The organism is Cryobacterium sp. TmT2-59, assembly GCF_004403545.1.
Classification (GTDB): Bacteria; Actinomycetota; Actinomycetes; order Actinomycetales; family Microbacteriaceae; genus Cryobacterium; species Cryobacterium shii.
The window spans coordinates 18498-37610 of sequence record NZ_SOGM01000073.1 but is presented as its reverse complement, the minus strand read 5'-3'; the positions used below and the strand labels follow the sequence as shown (position 1 = coordinate 37610).

General features: G+C 65.8%; 15 protein-coding genes, 1 tRNA gene and 1 pseudogene. 11 read left to right on the top strand and 6 right to left on the bottom strand.

The window, feature by feature from the left end; translation table 11 throughout:
* Positions 1-44: 44 nt before the first annotated feature.
* From E3T24_RS11475 to E3T24_RS11465, 3 genes are read left to right on the top strand one after another with little or no spacing between them, the layout of a single operon-like run.
* Positions 45-557 (top strand): hypothetical protein, encoded by a 513-nt coding sequence (locus E3T24_RS11475; protein WP_134403121.1) that lies wholly within the window; start codon positions 45-47, stop codon positions 555-557.
* Positions 557-1588 carry a DUF6545 domain-containing protein gene (locus E3T24_RS11470; RefSeq protein ID WP_134434634.1) on the top strand — a complete coding sequence of 344 codons (1032 nt, stop codon included), beginning with the start codon at positions 557-559 and terminating at the stop codon, positions 1586-1588. The genes E3T24_RS11475 and E3T24_RS11470 overlap by 1 nt, the downstream gene beginning before the upstream one ends.
* On the top strand, positions 1585-2064 hold the full coding sequence (locus tag E3T24_RS11465) for a hypothetical protein (protein WP_241976133.1): 480 nt from the start codon (positions 1585-1587) through the stop codon (positions 2062-2064). Before E3T24_RS11470 ends, E3T24_RS11465 begins: the two co-directional genes overlap by 4 nt.
* Positions 2065-2118: 54 nt before the next feature.
* Here E3T24_RS11465 and E3T24_RS11460 read toward each other — a convergent pair.
* Positions 2119-2204 (bottom strand) — tRNA-Leu (locus E3T24_RS11460).
* A gap of 38 nt (positions 2205-2242) precedes the next feature.
* Between E3T24_RS11460 and E3T24_RS11455 the strand changes: the two genes are divergently transcribed.
* A complete protein-coding gene (locus E3T24_RS11455) occupies positions 2243-2848 on the top strand; it encodes a response regulator (protein WP_134366651.1) in 606 nt (201 codons plus the stop codon).
* 76 nt (positions 2849-2924) lie between these two features.
* Here E3T24_RS11455 and E3T24_RS11450 read toward each other — a convergent pair whose 3' ends face one another.
* Positions 2925-3350, bottom strand: coding sequence for a hotdog fold thioesterase (locus E3T24_RS11450; protein WP_134366650.1), 426 nt, complete (start codon positions 3348-3350; stop codon positions 2925-2927).
* 56 nt (positions 3351-3406) lie between these two features.
* Between E3T24_RS11450 and polA the strand changes: the two genes are divergently transcribed.
* The 4 genes from polA (at position 3407) to E3T24_RS11430 (ending at position 10453) form a co-directional block, all read left to right on the top strand.
* Positions 3407-6097, top strand: a complete 2691-nt coding sequence (polA, locus tag E3T24_RS11445) for a DNA polymerase I (protein WP_134434633.1) — start codon at positions 3407-3409, stop codon at positions 6095-6097.
* A 50-nt stretch (positions 6098-6147) separates the two neighbouring features.
* Positions 6148-7857 carry a DUF885 domain-containing protein gene (locus E3T24_RS11440; protein ID WP_134434632.1) on the top strand — a complete coding sequence of 570 codons (1710 nt, stop codon included), beginning with the start codon at positions 6148-6150 and terminating at the stop codon, positions 7855-7857.
* Between the two features lie 155 nt (positions 7858-8012).
* Positions 8013-9470, top strand: coding sequence for a 30S ribosomal protein S1 (gene rpsA, locus E3T24_RS11435; protein WP_134366647.1), 1458 nt, complete (start codon positions 8013-8015; stop codon positions 9468-9470).
* Between the two features lie 191 nt (positions 9471-9661).
* Entirely contained in the window at positions 9662-10453 is a 792-nt protein-coding gene (locus tag E3T24_RS11430; protein WP_134434631.1) for a DUF222 domain-containing protein, read from the top strand.
* Here E3T24_RS11430 and E3T24_RS11425 read toward each other — a convergent pair.
* The 4 genes and pseudogenes from E3T24_RS11425 to E3T24_RS11410 form a co-directional block, all read right to left on the bottom strand.
* Complete coding sequence (locus tag E3T24_RS11425) at positions 10439-10675, bottom strand: hypothetical protein (protein WP_134366645.1); 237 nt, start codon at positions 10673-10675, stop codon at positions 10439-10441. The genes E3T24_RS11430 and E3T24_RS11425 overlap by 15 nt on opposite strands.
* 133 nt (positions 10676-10808) lie before the next feature.
* Entirely contained in the window at positions 10809-11372 is a 564-nt protein-coding gene (locus E3T24_RS11420; RefSeq protein ID WP_134366644.1) for a dihydrofolate reductase family protein, read from the bottom strand.
* Between the two features lie 197 nt (positions 11373-11569).
* Positions 11570-11848, bottom strand: coding sequence for a hypothetical protein (locus E3T24_RS11415; protein ID WP_134366643.1), 279 nt, complete (start codon positions 11846-11848; stop codon positions 11570-11572).
* Positions 11849-11867: 19 nt separating this feature from the next.
* Positions 11868-12873 (bottom strand): annotated as a pseudogene (locus tag E3T24_RS11410) (transposase).
* A gap of 565 nt (positions 12874-13438) precedes the next feature.
* Between E3T24_RS11410 and coaE the strand changes: the two are divergent.
* The 3 genes from coaE to uvrA all read left to right on the top strand — a co-directional run bounded on the left by coaE (position 13439) and on the right by uvrA (position 19098).
* Complete coding sequence (gene coaE / locus E3T24_RS11405; RefSeq protein WP_134366642.1) at positions 13439-14068, top strand: dephospho-CoA kinase; 630 nt, start codon at positions 13439-13441, stop codon at positions 14066-14068.
* Positions 14069-14078: 10 nt separating this feature from the next.
* Entirely contained in the window at positions 14079-16142 is a 2064-nt protein-coding gene (gene uvrB, locus E3T24_RS11400; protein ID WP_134434630.1) for an excinuclease ABC subunit UvrB, read from the top strand.
* A gap of 88 nt (positions 16143-16230) precedes the next feature.
* A complete protein-coding gene (uvrA, locus tag E3T24_RS11395; RefSeq protein WP_134402248.1) occupies positions 16231-19098 on the top strand; it encodes an excinuclease ABC subunit UvrA in 2868 nt (955 codons plus the stop codon).
* The last annotated feature ends 15 nt before the right edge of the window (positions 19099-19113 follow it).

The window sequence follows — 19113 nt, the reverse complement described above, 5'->3', positions numbered from 1 at the left end:
CCAACGCCGATCCGGCGTCCCTCGAAGGGGGTTGCCGTGGCGCAGTGAGTGGGGAACACAGCCTGAGGTACGAAAAACGCACGGAGCGGGCGCGCGACCTGGTAGCCGCCCTCCACCTGCCGCATCCTTTGACGGCGGAGCTGCTCCACCGGCACATGGAGGGGCTCCGGGGGAAGACGATCGTCATCCGCCCCGCCAGCACGCGCCTGGTCGAGTCCGGCGTCTGCGGGCTCTGGATCGAGGTCGCCGGTGAGAATTTCGAACGTATCCATCACGCACCGACGGATTCGGAGGTTCACCGCCAGCAATTCATCAACCACGAATTCGGCCACATGATCCTCCGTCACGAGAAGGAACTTCTGCCGATCGAACGGGTCGCCCTGCTGGCGCCCCTCATCCCGCTGGACGCCATCGCCTATGCGCTGTCCCGGAGCAGCTTCACCGACGACCAAGAGGCCCTCGCGGAGGCGATCGGGGATCGGCTGGCGCTGATCATGCTGGAGGACGAGGCGGATGCCGCCAAGGGCCCCCAAACCGGATTCGGCAGGGTGCTGTGATGCAGACCGCCCTCCTCGCCGTTTCCGCGCTTCTGTGGGTCACCGCCGGCTTCTGCCTGCCCTCGGTCATTCGCGGTCGGCGGCGGACGTTGTTCTGGTTTCTGACCGCGTTCGCCACGACCATGTCCCTTCAGCCGCACGTCATCTACAACGCGGTGGACGCCCTACTCGGCGGCGTCAACGTGCCGTACTTCATCTTCCACGCCACGGCGATCGTGGCGATAACACTCCTCGCTGCGCTCGTGGGGGAGGCGGTATCCGGTGAACGACTGACCGAGCGACGCAAGCAGGTCAGCGCCGCGGCGGCCGCGGCGATCATCGCCGTCCAGGCCATTCTGTTTTTCGGCAGCGACTGGCACCTTGTCCGGGAGATCCACAAGTCGTTCCCGACGCGGTGGGACTTCGCCGCATACTCCGCCACGACCTGGATCGCGATGGCCCTCTTCTCCATCTCGGTGGGGTACGCCTGCCTGTCGGACCTTCGACGCCAACGGCGCACGGTGACCCGCGTGTCGCTTGCGTTTGTGGCCTTCGGATGCTGGTGGGTTCTGGTCTACGCGCTGCTCAGCATGTTCGATGCAGCGGAACTGATCCTCCTCAAGGAGACCGCTTTCCAGGTCTGGTCGCGCCCGGTGTACCACCTCGCCCTCCTCACCGCGCCGATATCCCTGGCCGTCGGCCTGGGCCTTACCGCGACAGCGGACGCGATCCAATCCGCGCGCAAAAGCGTTCGGCACCGCGAGTTGCTGTGGCGAATCACGCCTCTCTGGGAACGTCTCCTGGCGGACTCGCCGGAGCTGAGCATCGAGCGCCGGCTCACCTGGCCGATGCTGCTCATCGTCAGGGATCCCCGTGCCCACCTGTATCGGCGCTACGTCGAAGTCCGCGACAGCCTGCTCCTCAACCCCGGTCAGGCCGTCTCCCCGGCCGAGCGGGCGCTGATCGAGGACATCGAACGCCACGTCCGGGCGACGGCGACCCGCCGCCCGGTTAACCACCCCGAGGTTCTCGAAGGGAGCGGGCGATCGTGATCAACCCCGGAACATCCCACGGCTCGCTGAACCCGGCCGGCGAACCCGTCAGCCCGCAGCTCGAACTGGCCCGCAAACTGAACCTGCTGCTTGATGTCGTCGTCGCCGAGGGAAACACTCCCCATACGTACAAGCAGATCGCCGCGGGCCTGGAAGCGCGGGGCCTCTCGCTGTCGCGCGCCCGGTGGGCCTACATGATCACGGGGGACGGCCCACTGGTCACCGACGCCGACCTGCTCACCGGGATCGGCGAGTTCTTCCGCATCCCGCCCAAGTACCTGCTCGGGTCGGGCGACCTGCCGGAACGGGTCGACGCCCAACTGGTCTTTGTGAAGAGCCTGCGCGCCAAACGCGTCGTCAACTTCGCGGCCCGGGTGCTCGGGGATGTGTCACCGGAGACGCTTCGGTCGATCACGGCGCTGCTCGAGGAGGACATGTCCCGGGACGACGTCACGCTGCCCGGCGTGCGCGACTAGCAGGCGACGAGCGCCCGCCACGCGTCACTGACCGGGGGTTTCACTACGTGGTGTTGGTACCGGTGGTGGGACTCGAACCCACACGTCCTTTCGAACAAAGCATTTTGAGTGCTCCGCGTCTGCCATTCCGCCACACCGGCTCACAACACCTGGATCAGAATACCGTAGGCTTTCACCCGTGACCGACCAAGATTCCACCCCAGTACCTCCTCGGCGCGTTGTCGTTGCCGAGGATGAGTCCCTCATCCGCCTCGACATCGTCGAGATCCTCCGTGACGCCGGATTCGAGGTGGTCGGTGAAGCCGGCGACGGAGAAACCGCCGTCGCCCTGGCCACCGAGCTTCGGCCCGACCTCGTCATCATGGACGTCAAGATGCCTCACCTCGACGGCATCTCCGCGGCCGAGCGCATCACGAAGGCCCACATCGCGCCCGTCGTTCTGCTGACCGCGTTCAGCCAGAAGGAACTCGTGGAACGTGCGACGGAGGCCGGTGCGCTCGCCTATGTCGTCAAGCCGTTCACTCCGAACGACCTGCTGCCCGCGATCGAGATCGCCCTGTCCCGGTACAGCCAGATCATCACCCTCGAAGCCGAGGTCGCGGACCTGGTCGAGCGGTTCGAGACCCGCAAGCTCGTCGACCGCGCCAAGGGGCTCCTCAACGAGAAGATGGGGCTCACCGAGCCGGAATCGTTCCGTTGGATCCAGAAGGCGTCCATGGACCGCCGGCTCACCATGCACGACGTCGCCCAGGCGATCATCGAGCAGCTGAGCGCCAAGAAGTAGCACCAGTACCCGAAGCGAACGGAATCTCGGCCGGCCGAGCAGCCCCCTCTCGTGGGCTGCTCGGCCTTTCGCGTTCCTACTTCATTCCGGACCGGTCCTTGATCAGGTTCGTGATCCGGATGGTCGAGCAGCGGCGTCCCTGGTCGTCGGTCACCGCGATCTCGTGCGTCGTGAGCGTGCGGCCCAGGTGCACGGGCGTACACACTCCCGTGACGTAGCCGGAAGTCGCCGACCGGGTGTGCGTGGCGTTGATCTCGATCCCCACCGCCAGACGGTCCGGCCCTGCGTGCAGGTTGGCGGCCATCGATCCGAGCGATTCGCCCAGGACCACGTAGGCGCCCCCGTGCAGGAGCATGGCCGGCTGGGTGTTGCCCTCCACCGGCATCCGTGCGACGGCCCGGTCGATCGTGAACTCGACGAACTCGATGCCCATCTTCTCGGCCAGTGAGCCGGCTCCGCGCTGCTGGACCCACTCGAGTGCATCCGTGGTCTTCTGGATCATATTCACCTTCGGTCGCTGCACCTGCCCACGCCGGATGACGCTTGTAGGCTGTCTCTGTGTCAGATTCCGAAAAGCCTACCCTGATGATCATCGACGGCCATTCCCTGGCCTACCGGGCGTTCCACGCCCTCCCGGTGGACAGTTTCCAGACCCGCGACGGGCAGCACACGAACGCCATCCACGGCTTCCTGTCCATGCTGCTCAGCCTGCTGCGCACCGAGAACCCCACTCACATCGCCGTGGCCTTCGACATCTCGCGATACTCCTTCCGCACCCGCGAGTATGCGGAGTACAAGGGCACGCGGGCGAGCACTCCGAGCGAGTTCATCGGGCAGGTGCCGCTGCTGCAGGAGGCCCTGGCCGCGATGAACATCAAGACCCTGACCAAGGAAGACTACGAAGCCGACGACATCCTCGCGACGCTGTCCGTCCGCGGCTCCAGCGAGGGCTTCCACGTCCTCGTCGTCTCCGGCGACCGGGACACCATCCAGCTCGTCAACGAGAACGTGACCCTGCTCTACCCGGCCAGCCAGGGCGTATCGGCCCTCACCCGGTACGACCCGACCAGGGTGCGGGAGAAGTACGGGATCGAACCGGCCCAGTACCCGGATGTCGCCGCCCTCGTCGGCGAAACCAGCGATAACCTGATCGGCATCTCGAAGGTCGGCGAGAAGACCGCCGTGAAATGGCTGGGCCTCTACGGGAGCCTCGACGGCATCCTGGAGCACGCCGAGGAGATCAAGGGCGTCGTCGGCAACAACCTTCGGGAGCAGAAGGAAAACGCGATCCGCAACCGGCGCCTGAACCACCTCGTCACCGACCTGGACCTGCCGGTCGAACTGCCGGACCTTGCGCGATCCACCATCGACGAGCCCGCCGTGCGTGACGTGTTCGGACGGCTCGAATTCAGGACCCTGCTCGAGCGCGTGATCAAGCTCGAGGGGGCCGGCGGTCCCGGTGCTGCCGGCGAGGCCGTCGCGGCCGCGGCGCCGGCCCAGGAACTCGTCCCGGCCCCCCGGGCCCCGATCGCCCAGGACCTGCTGGACGAGGAACTGAGCGCCTGGATCGCTCGGGCCTCCGCCGCTTCCCCGCAGGGCCTCGGCCTGTGCGTCGAAGTGCAGGACGGCCTGGCGATCGGCTTCGGCCTCTCCGGCGGGGCCGAGACCGTCAACCTGCCGTGGCAGCCCGGCCGCGCGGACTACCTGGCGCTGGAGACCTGGCTGGCCAGCGATTCGCCCAAGATCATGCACGACGCCAAGCTCCAGATCAAGGCCCTGCGCCGCAGCGGCATCGACTTCACCGGTCTGGTCTTCGACACCCTGATCGCGGGCTGGCTGCTGCGGCCCGGGGGACCGGACACGACCCTCGCCCACCTCGTCAGCCGGTACCTCGACGAAACGCTCCCGGTCAGCGACCCGAACCAGCTGGTGCCCGAGGAGACCGAGAACGGCGGAGTGCCGATGGAGGCCTGGTACACGTTCCGGGTCGCCGGAGCCATCGAGGCACTGCTCGACGACGGTTCGCGCAGCGTGCTCACCGCCATCGAGATGCCCACCCTGGTGGCCCTGGCCGACATGGAACTCGCCGGCGTGGCCGTGTCCCACGACCAGCTCTCCGCACTGTCCGCCCAGCTCGGGGAACGCGCGGCTGGGCTCGCAGCCGGCGCGTACGCCGAGATCGGCCGCGAGGTGAACCTCGGATCGCCCAAGCAGCTGCAGGAGGTGCTCTTCGAGCAGCTGGGAATGCCGAAGACCCGGGCGAACAAGACCGGGTTCTCCACGGATGCCGGGGCCCTCGCCGACCTGCAGGCCAGCAACCCGCATCCGTTCCTGGACATGCTGCTCAAGCATCGGGACGCCACGAAGCTGCGCCAGATCGTGGAGAGCCTGGACAAGGCCATCGACACCACCGGTCGGATCCACACCACCTACGTGCAGATCGGCACCACCACCGGCCGGATCTCCTCGACCGACCCGAACCTGCAGAATATCCCGGTGCGCACCGAGGAAGGCCGTCGCATCCGCGCGGCCTTCCAAGCCGGCGAGGGGGCGGAGTGCCTCCTGACCGCGGACTACTCACAGATCGAAATGCGGATCATGGCGCACCTCTCCGGGGACCCGGGGTTGATCGAGGCGTTCAACGCGGGCGAGGACCTGCACCGGTTCGTGGGCGCGAGCGTGTTCGGGGTAGCCCCGGAGGACGTCACGAACGAGATGCGCTCCAAGGTCAAGGCCATGTCCTACGGACTCGCCTACGGGCTGAGCGCGTTCGGCCTGTCCCGGCAGTTGCGCATCGACACGAAGGAAGCCAAACAGCTCATCACGGACTACTTCGCCCGCTTCGGCGCCGTGCGCGACTACCTGCGCAACGTGGTGGAGCAGGCCAAGGTCGACGGGTATACCGCGACCATCTTCGGGCGGCGCCGTCCGTTCCCCGAGCTGCACAGCACCAACCGGGCACTGCGCGAGAACGCGGAACGCGCCGCCCTCAATGCCCCGATCCAGGGGTCTGCCGCCGACATCATGAAGATCGCGATGAACGGCATCAAGGAGGACCTGCTGGAGGGCGGTCTGGAATCCCGCATGCTTCTGCAGGTGCACGACGAACTGATCTTCGATGTGGCGCCCGGCGAATGGGACGCGCTTCGCCTGGTCGTGACGCACCAAATGGAGACGGCGGCCGACCTGCTCGTGCCGCTCGAGGTGCAGGTAGGACGCGGCGACAACTGGGACGCGGCCGCGCACTAATGACCGTGGGCCGGGGGATTCCCCGGCGCACGGTGTTCTAGGCTCGGTTCATGACAACCGACAACCAGCGCATTTCCGCGCGCACTCCGACGGCGATCGACACGATCGCCGAGGACTGGGTGGACACCGTCGTCGAACTCGACCCGACGGTCGGCACCTACATCGGCCGCGCGGAGGCGAACGGCCGTTTCGGCGATTATTCCCCGGCCGGCCTCGAGCGCCGCGAGGCCGAGGCTCGGGCCGTCATCGCCCGCCTCGATGCGGCCATCCCGGTCGACGACGTCGACCTCGTCACGCGCGCGGACCTGCGCAGTGACCTGGCCCTCGACGTGGAGAGCGCCGAGGCAGGGCTGCCGCTGCGGGATCTGAACGTGATCGCTTCGCCTGCCCAGGGCATCCGTGAGGTCTTCGACCTCATGCCCACCGGCACCGTCGCCGACTGGGACAACGTGTCCGCGCGCCTTCGCGCCGTGCCCGCGGCGATCGACGGTTACATCGAGACCCTGCGCCTCGGTATCGAGCGGGACAGCATGCCCGCCCGGCGGCAGGTGCGGGAGGTCATCCTGCAGGCCCGGCACCACGCCGCGAACGACGGCTTCTTCGCCCAGTTCGTAGCGGAGGCCACCCTCGACCAGGGCCACCTGCCGGCGTCGCTCGCCAAGGACCTCGCGACGCGGGCGCGAACCGCCGCCGCAGCCTACGGAACCCTGGCCGACTTCCTCGGCCGCGAACTCGAGGGTGCCGCGCCCGAGCGCGACGCCATCGGCCGGGAGCTCTATGCCCTGCAGTCACGGCGCTTCCTGGGTGCTTCGATCGACCTCGATGAGACGTACGAGTGGGGGGTGGAAGAACTGGCCCGCATGGTCGCCGAGCAGGAGAGCGTCGCCGACCAGATGCTTCCCGGGGCGAGCGTCCAGGAAGCCATCGCGTTGCTCGACACGGATCCCAGCCGCAAGCTGCACGGCACCGACGCCCTGCAGAAGTGGATGCAGGAGACCAGCGACCGCGCCGTCGCCGAACTCTCGGAGACCCAGTTCGACATCCCGAACGAGATCAGGCGCCTCGAATGCATGATCGCTCCCACCCAGGAAGGCGGCATCTACTACACCGGGCCAACGGACGACTTCTCCCGGCCGGGCCGGATGTGGTGGTCCGTTCCGGTCGGCGTCACCGAGTTCGACACCTGGCGCGAACTCACCACCGTCTACCATGAGGGCGTTCCGGGACACCACCTGCAAATCGGCCAGGCCGTCTACAACCGGGCGAAGCTGAACACCTGGCGCCGCCAGATGGCCGGCACCTCGGGCCACGCGGAAGGTTGGGCGCTTTACGCCGAACGCCTGATGGAACAGCTGGGCTACCTGGACGACCCGGGGGACCGGCTCGGCATGCTGGATGGGCAGCGGATGCGCGCCGCCCGGGTCGTGCTGGACATCGGCGTGCACCTCGAGAAGCAACGGCCGGACGGCTCCGGCCCCTGGACCGCGGACTACGCCTTCGATTTCCTGGGCCAGAACGTCAACATGAACGCGGGTTTCGTCAAATTCGAGGTCAACCGGTACCTGGGCTGGCCCGGGCAGGCGCCCTCGTACAAGGTGGGCCAGCGCATCTGGGAGGAGTTGCGGGACACCTACGCTGCGCGGGAGGGCGATGCGTTCTCGATCAAGGAGTTCCACCGCAAGGCGCTGGACCTGGGCGGGGTCGGACTGGACACCCTCCGGGCCGCCATGCTCGGCACTCTTCCGGGTGGATCGCGGTAGATTCAGGGCAGGCTCGGCGGTTGCCGGGCGCTCCCGCAAACCGCTAAGCTTGACTGTCACGTTTGTGACGAAATATCCGCTGCCATGCGCGGAGTACCGCAACGAACTCTTTCTGCGTATGGCCCGACTTATGTCCATCCTGGAGCAACTACTACATGACAAACGCAACGACCGAACGGGCACCCAAGCAGGTCGCCATCAACGACATCGGATCTGCTGAAGACTTTCTTGCCGCGGTCGAAAAGACTCTGAAATTCTTCAACGACGGAGACCTCATCGAGGGCACCGTTGTGAAGATCGACCGCGACGAGGTTCTCCTCGACGTGGGCTACAAGACCGAGGGTGTCATCCCCTCCCGCGAACTCTCCATCAAGCACGACGTTGACCCCTCCGAGGTCGTCAAGGTCGGCGACCTGGTTGAGGCCCTCGTTCTTCAGAAGGAAGACAAAGAAGGCCGTCTCATCCTGTCGAAGAAGCGCGCTCAGTACGAGCGTGCATGGGGCGACGTCGAGAAGATCAAGGAATCCGATGGCGTTGTCACCGGTTCGGTCATCGAGGTTGTCAAGGGTGGCCTCATCGTGGACATCGGTCTCCGTGGCTTCCTTCCGGCCTCGCTCATCGAGCTGCGCCGCGTTCGCGACCTGACCCCGTACCTGGGCCAGGAGATCGAGGCCAAGATCCTCGAACTCGACAAGAACCGCAACAACGTTGTGCTGTCTCGTCGTGCCCTGCTCGAGCAGACGCAGTCCGAGAGCCGCACCACGTTCCTCAATAACCTCCAGAAGGGACAGGTCCGCAAGGGCGTCGTCTCGTCAATCGTCAACTTCGGTGCGTTCGTTGACCTGGGTGGCGTTGACGGTCTGGTTCACGTCTCCGAACTCAGCTGGAAGCACATCGAGCACGCCAGCGAGGTCGTCGAGGTTGGCCAGGAAGTCACCGTCGAGATCCTCGAGGTCGACCTCGAGCGCGAGCGCGTGTCGCTGTCCCTCAAGGCCACGCAGGAAGACCCGTGGCAGGTCTTCGCCCGCACCCACGCCATCGGTCAGGTTGCACCGGGTAAGGTCACCAAGCTCGTTCCGTTCGGCGCGTTCGTTCGCGTTGCCGAGGGCATCGAGGGACTCGTCCACATCTCCGAGCTCTCCGGCAAGCACGTCGAGCTCGCCGAGCAGGTCGTTTCGGTCGGCGACGAGGTCTTCGTCAAGGTTATCGACATCGACCTCGAGCGTCGCCGCATCTCGCTGAGCCTCAAGCAGGCCAACGAGGGTGTCGACCCCGAGGGCACCGAGTTCGACCCGGCGCTCTACGGAATGCTCACCGAGTACGACGACCAGGGCAACTACAAGTACCCCGAGGGCTTCGACCCGGAGACCAACGAGTGGCGCGAGGGCTTCGAAACCCAGCGCGAGAAGTGGGAGCAGGACTACGCTGCAGCTCAGGCTCGCTGGGAAGCACACAAGAAGCAGGTCGCTTCCGCGAACGACGAGATCACCGCCGTCGGCGATGTCCCGTCCGCCGCAGGCTCCTCCTTCTCGAGTGAGACGGCCGGCGCCGGCACGCTCGCGGACGATGAGGCCCTCGCAGCACTGCGCGAGAAGCTCTCCAGCTCCAACTAGTCACACCGCACGACCAACAGGCCGGTCCCCTTTGGGGGCCGGCCTGTTGGCTGTTAACGCCTGCCTACTGATTCATCTCCTCGCACGTCGGCCTTCCTCCACAATGCGGGTCTGATCCTGTTGTGCACAGGGCACGCGCTGGCGGGCGGATTCAACGGGCACTGTCAGTGGGTGCCCGTAACGTGACTCGCATGAAGCCCTCGTTCATCGAACAGCAGGAGACACGCGGTGAGTACTTCGACGCCATCCGCGAGGCCCACGGCAATCTCGCCCAGGACGCTGCCGCACTGGCAGACCTCATCGACGAGGCCCACCGCTATGCGACGGCGACTGCGGATGCCGCGCCTCGGGTACCAGGGTCCCGGTGGGACGCCGACACGGTCGCCGAGCGGGAGTTCGTGAGTGAGCTCGCCTGCACGATCCGGATCCCGCAACGGTCGGCCGAGACCCTTCTCGCCGAGAGCGCGTGCCTCACCGGTGAGCTGCCGCGAACGATGGCCGCGCTCCGGGCGGGCCAGATCAGCTACCGGCACGCGCAGGTGCTGATGGGGCAGGCCTGGTCCCTGCCGGATGAGACCAAGGCCGCGTTCGAGGAGGGCCTGCTGAAGTCCGCGGTGAACCTGACCGCGTCGAAACTCAAGCACAAAGCACGGACGCTACGGGAGCGGCTGCACCCGGAGACGATCCGGGCCCGGCACCAGGCATCCGTGTCGGAACGCAACGTGTTCTTCGAGCCCGAGGCCGACGGGATGGCGTCGCTGCACTGGTACGACTCCGCGGAGAAGGTGCAGGCCGCGTACGACCGCATCACCGTGCTGGGCCTGAGCCTGCTGGGACCGGACGAAGACCGCACCCTCGGCCGGCTCCGGGCCGACGTGTTCAAGGACCTCATCCTCAACGGGCTGACACCTTCAGGGCTCGGCACGGTCATCCAACCCAAACCGTCGCCAAAGCCGCAATCGGCTCAGCTATTCGTCGTCTGAAACCTCATCGTTGGCCGTCATGTCTATCCAGTCGATTGCCTCTTCTGACAGGGAGAATCCCTCCGGCACGGCGTCCCCAACCCAGGGGGTGTCTGCAGTGGGTTCCCCTGCCACAGCCGTAATCTGATCCAGAACGTCTGGCGGCACGACGTCACCGTTATTGTTGATCAGCCATTGCTGGGTTGTCCAGTCCAGTAGTGGCCACCAGTCCTGAATGCGCATGGCGTTATTCTGACACTCTTCTTTGGATCCCGAGCCAATGAGCAGAACCAATTATCGGACCGCGATTGAGAAGGAACCAGCCCGCGTACCCGCAGGCCGAACTCCATTCAAACTCGCGTCGTTCTGCTGCGGTTCAGCGCGACTCCTCGCGAGTGCGCCGGTAGCGCTCGTAGATCACACGCGAGCCGAACGTCCTGGTCTCGACCAGGTCCAGCCGAATGTTCTTGGTCATCGGCGGCAGGAAGGGCGTGCCGCCACCGACGACGACCGGATGACGGAACATTGACAGCTCGTCGACGAGATCGAGTTCGACCGCCGCCGCGGCCAGGCCAGCACCGCCAATCCCGACGTCCTTCCTGGTCGCGCCGACCGCGACAGCGACCTCCTCGCCCACCGACGCCTCGGCAAGCCGGGCATTGCCAAAAACGCTTTCCAGCGTGCGGCTGAAGACGACCTTCGGGAGAGCATTCCAGACGTCGGCGAACGCGGCACCGAGCTCGTCGTCGCGCATAGACGCATCCGTCTCCCACGGCAACATGGTCTCGTACAGCTTGCGGCCGCACAAAAAACCACCGAGCTCACGGGTCTGCGCAATGTGGAAACGAAACTGCTCCTCGCTCGGAACCGACCACCCGAACGCGCCGTCACGGTCGGCGATAAAACCGTCCACAGAGACGCCCATCGAGTAGATCAGCACGGGGTCACGCTCCTCGCACCGGAACGACGGACCATGATCGCGAGGACGTTCACCAAAGAAAATGACATCCGGCTCCCTTTTTCTGATCGCCAGTCTGCCCCCGGTGGCAAGCCAAGGCGAGAGAACGACTGAACGTCGTGGGCGGTCCAAGCCTCGTCCGCCATCGAAGCTGCGTCGAAGACGCCCAAGCCGAACCCTCAGCGGGAGATGGTTTGCATCAGGGCGTCCAGTGTCAGGAATGCGTTGTCGGAGGTCTTGGGGATTGAACGAAATGCGCCTGATCGGTCTGTGTCCGCTCCGGTCCCGGTGAGATACCGGTCAATGTCGTTGGGGGAGGCAAAGTTGAACGGCTTCAAATGCAATGCGGTGAGCGGTGCGTTGATCTGGAAGGCGATCTTGGGAGCATCCTCGGGATGAAGATCGAGCGCCGCTTCCAAGGTCACGTCCCACTGAGTGGTGGAATTTCTCAACACCATGCAGGTCAGTGGTTTTAGTCTAGGCGGTGGCGAGTTCGGGGAGGATCGCCGCCTCGTCGAGGACCTCGATGGGGTTGTTCATGACGGCCAGCTCGAGCATCGAGGCCTCGGAGAAGTAGCGTCTTTCGCCAGCTTCCCACTCGTCGTGCTGCTCGATCAACACCGACCCGGCCAGGCGCAGCAGGGCCGCGGCGTTGGGGAAGACGCCGACGACGTCGGTGCGGCGTTTGATCTCCTTGTTCACCCGTTCGAGCGGGTTCGTGGACCAGATCTGGCGCCAGTGCCGCCTTGGGAAGCCGGCGAAGGCGAGGAGGTCGGGTTGCGCGTCGACGAGCATCGCCGCGACCTTCGGGTGCGAGCGGTCCAGCATCGTGGTCACCTCGCGGAACTGTTTCTCGATGTGCTCGCGGTCGGGTTGGGCGAAGATGGTGCGGATGATCGAGGCGACCATGTCCTGCGATCCCTTCGGCACCACGGCGAGGACGTTGCGCATGAAGTGCACCTTATGCCGACCTCCGGATTATGCCGATGTCGCCGGTGGTGCCCTTATTCCGCGCGGTGAGGGTGCGGTCGCGAAACTGGGCGACCTCGGCATCCAGGCCCGCGCAGATCCGGGACACTTCCGACTTCGAGATCCCGGTGTCAGCACCGAGCGCCTTGACCAGATCGTCGACCTTCCGGGTCGATACACCGTGAACGTAGGCCTCCATCACGACCGCGAACAACGCCTGGTCGACCCGGAGGCGCCGCTCCGACAGCGCCGGGAAGAAGGAGCCGGCGCGCAGCTTCGGGATCTTCAGATCGAGGTCCCCGGCCGTCGTCGTCAACGTCCGCGGCCGGGTGCCGTTGCGGTGGGCGGTGCGGTCGCCGGAGCGTTCGAACGGGGCGGCGCCGATGAACGCGGTCGCCTCCGCATCGATCAATTCTTGATAGAGAGTTTCGGTCGCGACGCGGATTCGGTCGGTGACATCGGTGAGTTTGAGTTCTCCCAGCAGGTCAAGCAGGGCAGACTGGTCTAGAGCCATCGTGTGGTGTCCTTTGTGAGTTCTTTGATCGGTACTCACTGACCATCCCACGGTGGCTCCTCACGTTGACGAAGCAACGCTCAAGAGCGGGAAATCACACCACTCACGGGGACGTAACCGGACAGTCCAGCACCAGTGCCCTCTACGAGGATGACCAACGTCTATCCAATAGACACAAGTACAAGATCGTCTTTGCGTTTCCCAAGTGCCACCGGCTCGGACTCTGCTGACGACATTCTGCCGTCGCGCGTGGGGTCATCCGCTGTCCCGTAAGCCGGACCAACCGCGCACATGACGAGTGAATGGCGGGCCGCGGCGACCGTCTGGTAGAACTTTGTTCCGCATGCCCCGGCAGAAAAAAGTTCGCGCCCAGGCGCGCAATGTGCGACAGCGTTCGTTCGTGGGAAGAGCCCGAATCAACATATCGGCCGCACTGCGGGCCTGGCCGGCCGGATTACCGTCACCGTCGGCATTGCCGACGCCATCCGTGTCGGCAACGACGGTGGACTGCCCGCCCCCCCGCTGACAAAGGTGCGGATGAGCACGGGCCGTTAGCATTACAGGCGTGTACTTGATTGGACTGACCGGCGGGATCGCATCCGGAAAGAGCACTGTGGCGCGCCAACTCGTGCAGCACGGCGCCGTGCATATCGACGCCGACCATCTGGCGAGGCTCGCGGTCGGACCGGGCACCCCGGCCCTCGCGCAGATCGCCGATGCCTTCGGCCCGGGGGTACTCAATGCCGAGGGCGCCCTGGATCGAGCGGCCCTGGGCGCACTGGTCTTCGCCGACCCGGATGCGCTCAGCCGCCTCAACGCGATCGTGCACCCGGCGGTGCGGGCGATGTCCAACGCGCGCATCAGGGAGGCAGAACGAGCCGACCCGGAGGCAGTCGTCGTCTACGACGTGCCCCTGCTCGTGGAAGCCGCCGTCGACCATCCGTTCGACCTGGTCGTGGTCACCCAGGCCGACGAGGAGACCCGGGTGCGCCGCATGGTGGATCTGCGCGCGATGGATGCCGGTGAGGCGGAACGCAGGATCCGCTCGCAGGCCAGCGACGCCGAGCGGCTCGCAATCGCCGACGTGGTCCTCGAGACCGGAGGCACCCTCGAGCAGACTCTCGAGCAGGTAGACCTGCTCTGGGAACAGATTCACGCCGGACGCGAAGACCGTACTGTCAGGGCTGCTCCTTAGACTAGATATCATGGAACCCACGCGCTCAGTGCATCCGTTCGAGGTGGTCAGCGAGTACACACCGAGCGGCGACCAGCCCACCGCGATCGCCGAACTGGCCGGCCGGATCAATGCCGGGGAGACCGACATCGTGCTGCTCGGCGCCACCGGGACCGGCAAATCCGCGACCACCGCCTGGCTGATCGAGCAGGTGCAGCGCCCGACCCTGGTCCTGGCCCACAACAAGACCCTGGCAGCTCAGCTCGTGAACGAGTTCCGCGAGCTGATGCCCAATAACGCTGTCGAATACTTCGTGTCCTACTACGACTACTACCAGCCCGAGGCCTACGTGCCCCAGACCGACACCTTCATCGAGAAGGACTCCTCGATCAACGCCGAGGTCGAGCGGCTGCGGCACTCCACCACTAACTCCCTGCTCAGCCGGCGGGACGTCATCGTCGTGTCCACCGTGTCGTGCATCTACGGTCTCGGCACGCCCGAGGGCTACCTTCAGGCGATGGTCGCCCTGCAGGTCGGCCAGCAGATCAACCGGGACTGGCTGATCCGCAAGTTCGTGGCGATGCAGTACCAACGCAACGACGTCGACTTCTCCCGGGGGCATTTCAGGGTGCGCGGCGACACCATCGAGATCATTCCGATGTACGAAGAGCTCGCGATCCGGATCGAGATGTTCGGCGACGAGATCGAAGCGCTGTACAGCCTGCATCCGCTCACCGGCGACATCGTGAGGAACCTCGAGTCGGTGTCCGTCTTCCCCGGGTCGCACTACGTGGCGAGCACGGATGTCATGCAGCGCGCGATCGTCACCATTCAGGAAGAACTCGCCGAGCGGCTGGAACAGCTCGAACGTGAAGGCAAGTTGCTCGAAGCCCAGCGCCTCCGCATGCGCACGACCTTCGACCTCGAGATGATGGAACAGATCGGCTTCTGCTCCGGGATCGAGAACTATTCCCGGCACATCGACGCCCGGGCCCCGGGGGAGGCCCCGCACTGCCTCCTGGACTACTTCCCCGACGATTTCCTGATGGTCATCGACGAGTCCCACGTGACGGTGCCGCAGATCGGCGCCATGTACGAGGGCGACTCGTCCCGCAAGCGCACCCTCGTCGAACACGGATTCCGCCTGCCGAGCGCCCTGGACAACCGGCCGCTCAAATTCTCCGAATTCAAGGGACGGGTCGGCCAGACCGTCTACCTGTCCGCGACGCCGGGAAAGTACGAGATGGGCATCGCCGACGGTGTCGTGGAGCAGATCATCCGCCCGACCGGGCTGATCGACCCGCAGATCGTCGTGAAGCCGAGCAAGGGCCAGATCGACGACCTGCTCGAGGAGATCCACAAGCGTGTCGAACGGAACGAGCGCGTCCTGGTCACCACTCTGACGAAGAAGATGGCGGAAGAACTCACCGACTTCCTGACCGAGGCCGGTGTCCGGGTGCGGTACCTCCACTCCGACGTCGACACCCTGCGCCGGGTCGAGCTCCTGACCGAGCTCAGGGCCGGTGTCTACGACGTTCTCGTCGGCATCAACCTGCTCCGGGAAGGGCTCGACCTTCCCGAGGTGTCGCTGGTCGCCATCCTCGACGCCGACAAGGAGGGTTTCCTCCGGTCGGCGACGTCTCTCATCCAGACCATCGGGCGCGCGGCCCGCAACGTCTCCGGCGAGGTGCACATGTATGCCGACCGGCTCACGGCCTCGATGGAGCGTGCCATCGACGAAACCGATCGTCGCCGCGAGAAACAGGTCGCCTACAACACGCTGCACGGCATCGACCCCACCCCGCTCCGCAAGCGCATCGCGGATATCACCGAGGTTCTGGCGAGGGAGGAAGCCGACACGGCCGAGCTCCTGGCCGGCCGCGACGCGCGCCGGAAAAGCGTCGCTGCGACCCCGCGCCGGCAGGGACTGGCCGCGAACGGCGCCAACGACCTCGAATCCATCATCGCCGACCTGAACGGCCAGATGCTCGAGGCGGCCGGGGAACTCAAGTTCGAACTCGCGGCCCGGCTGCGCGACGAGGTCTCCGAGCTCAAGCGTGAGCTGCGTCAGATGGAGAAGGCCGGCCACATCTGACCGGCTTCCGAACAAAAATTCGAACACGTGTTCGCTCAGAGCGTTGTTCTGGGTGTATCAGTGTCGGCGCACTGCATAGACTCGAAAAGTGTCAATTTCCAAGGTAGAGTCCGGGTCAAAACTCAACGTCCGCGGTGCGCGTGTGCACAACCTGCACAACGTCGACCTGGAGATCCCTCGGGATTCGCTTGTCGTGTTCACCGGGCTGTCCGGCTCCGGCAAGTCCTCCCTCGCGTTCGACACCATCTTCGCGGAGGGCCAGCGGCGATACGTTGAGTCGCTCTCCGCCTACGCGCGCCAGTTCCTGGGGCAGGTGGACCGACCCGACGTCGATTTCATCGAGGGCCTGAGCCCGGCCGTCTCAATCGATCAGAAGTCGACCAACCGCAACCCGCGCTCGACCGTGGGCACCATCACCGAGGTCTACGACTACATGCGGCTGCTCTGGGCGCGCATCGGCATTCCGCACTGCGCGGTCTGCGGTGAGGTCATCCAGGCGCAGTCCGTGCAGCAGATCGCCGACCAGCTGATGGAGCTCGAGACGGGCGTGCGGTACCAGGTACTCAGCCCCGTGGTCTCGCAGAAGAAGGGCGAATTCGTCGACCTGTTCAAGGAACTCGCGGCCGGCGGCTATTCCCGGGCCATCGTCGACGGCACCCAGATTCAGCTCAGCGAGCCGCCCACCCTGAAGAAGCAGGTCAAGCACGACATCTCCGTGGTGATCGACCGGCTGGTCGCCGCACCCGAGCTGCTCAGCCGGCTCACGGACTCCCTTGAGACCGCGCTCAAACTGACCGACGGAATCGTGCAGATCAACTACGTCGACCTCGAGGGCGACGAGGCCTGGCAGAGCTACTCGGAGAAGCTCTCCTGCCCCAACAACCACCCCGTGCAGCTGACCGAGATCGAACCCCGCACCTTCTCATTCAACGCCCCGTTCGGCGCCTGCCCCGAATGCTCCGGTCTCGGCACGCGCATGTCGGTCGATGCCGACCTCCTCCTCGGTGATCCGCAACTGAGCATCGCGGAAGGCGTGGTCCTGCCCTGGACCACCCAGGGCAAGGGCCTGTTCCAGTACTACGAGAAGCTCCTCGACGGCCTCGCCCGCGACCTGGACTTCTCCCTCGACACCCCCTGGGGCGACCTCCCCGAGGAGGTGCAGAACGCCGTGCTCCGCGGCGACAACTTCGAGGTCAAGGTGAAGTGGAAGAACCGCTACGGCCGGGAGATGAGCTACACCTCCGGCTTCGAGGGTGTCGTCCCCTACATCGAGCGCCAGTACCTCCAGGCCGAGTCCGACACGCAGCGGGCACGCTGGGGCGAGTACCTGCGCGAGGTCGACTGCCCCGTCTGCGCCGGCACCCGGCTCAAGCCCGAGGTGCTCGCGGTGCTCGTGCACGACGCGAGCATCGCGGATGTCTGCAACCTCAGCCTCAGTGACGCGCGAGTCTTCATGAACAAGCTCGAGCTCACCGACCGGGAGGCGGTCATTGCGGCCCAGGTCCTGCGGGAGATCAAGGCACGCCTGGACTTCCTGATCCGGGTCGGCCTGAACTACCTCAACCTGGCCCGCGCCGCGGCGACCCTCTCCGGCGGCGAAGCCCAGCGCATCCGGCTGGCGACCCAGATCGGCTCCGGACTCACCGGCGTGCTCTATGTGCTGGACGAGCCGAGCATCGGCCTGCACCAGCGCGACAACCGGCGCCTGATCGAGACCCTCGTCACGCTGCGCGACCTCGGCAACACCCTGATCGTGGTCGAGCACGACGAGGACACCATCAAGACGGCGGACTGGATCGTCGACATCGGCCCCGGGGCCGGCGTCAACGGCGGGCATGTCGTGCACTCCGGCTCGTACGCCGACCTGCTCACGAACACCGCGTCTCTGACCGGCGACTACCTGGCCGGCCGCAAATCGATCCCCACGCCCACGACCCGGCGGGAGATCGACCCCGCCCGGGAGATCACGGTCGTCGGCGCGGAGGCGAACAACCTCAGGAAGGTGACCGTCAGCTTCCCGCTCGGTACCTTCACCGCGGTCACCGGGGTCAGCGGATCGGGCAAGTCGTCGCTGGTGAACGACATCCTGTACCGCGTCCTGGCCAACCGGCTCAACGGCGCCCGCAAGCTTCCCGGGCGCCACACCCGCGTCACTGGACTCGACCACCTCGACAAGGTCATCCACGTCGACCAGGCGCCGATCGGGCGCACCCCGCGCTCGAACCCGGCGACCTATACCGGCGTGTTCGACAAGATCCGCACCCTGTTCTCCGAGACCGTCGAGGCGAAGGCGCGCGGGTACCTGCCCGGCCGGTTCAGCTTCAACGTCAAGGGCGGCCGCTGCGAGGCCTGCTCCGGCGACGGCACGATCAAGATCGAGATGAACTTCCTGCCGGACGTCTACGTGGCCTGCGAGGTCTGCGGGGGATCCCGGTACAACCGAGACACCCTCACCGTGCATTACAAGGGCAAGAGCATCGCCGAGGTGCTGGACATGCCCATCAGCGAGGCCGCCGACTTTTTCGAACCGATCTCCGCGATCCACCGCTTCCTGAAGACCCTCGTCGAGGTGGGGCTCGGCTACGTGCGGCTCGGCCAGAGCGCGACCACGCTCTCCGGCGGCGAGGCCCAGCGGGTCAAACTCGCCACCGAGCTGCAGCGGCGCTCCAACGGCCGCAGCGTGTACGTGCTCGACGAGCCGACGACCGGCCTGCACTTCGAAGATGTGCGCAAGCTGCTGCTCGTGCTGAACAGCCTCGTCGACAAAGGCAACACGGTGATCGTGATCGAGCACAACCTCGACGTGATCAAGTGCGCGGACTGGGTGATCGACCTGGGCCCCGAGGGCGGTTCCGGCGGCGGCCTCGTGCTCGCCACGGGGACGCCGGAGCACATCGCCACCGTGAAGAAGAGCCACACCGGCACGTTCCTCAAGGAGGTCCTGGCAGCGCAGTAGGCGCGAGCAGGGATA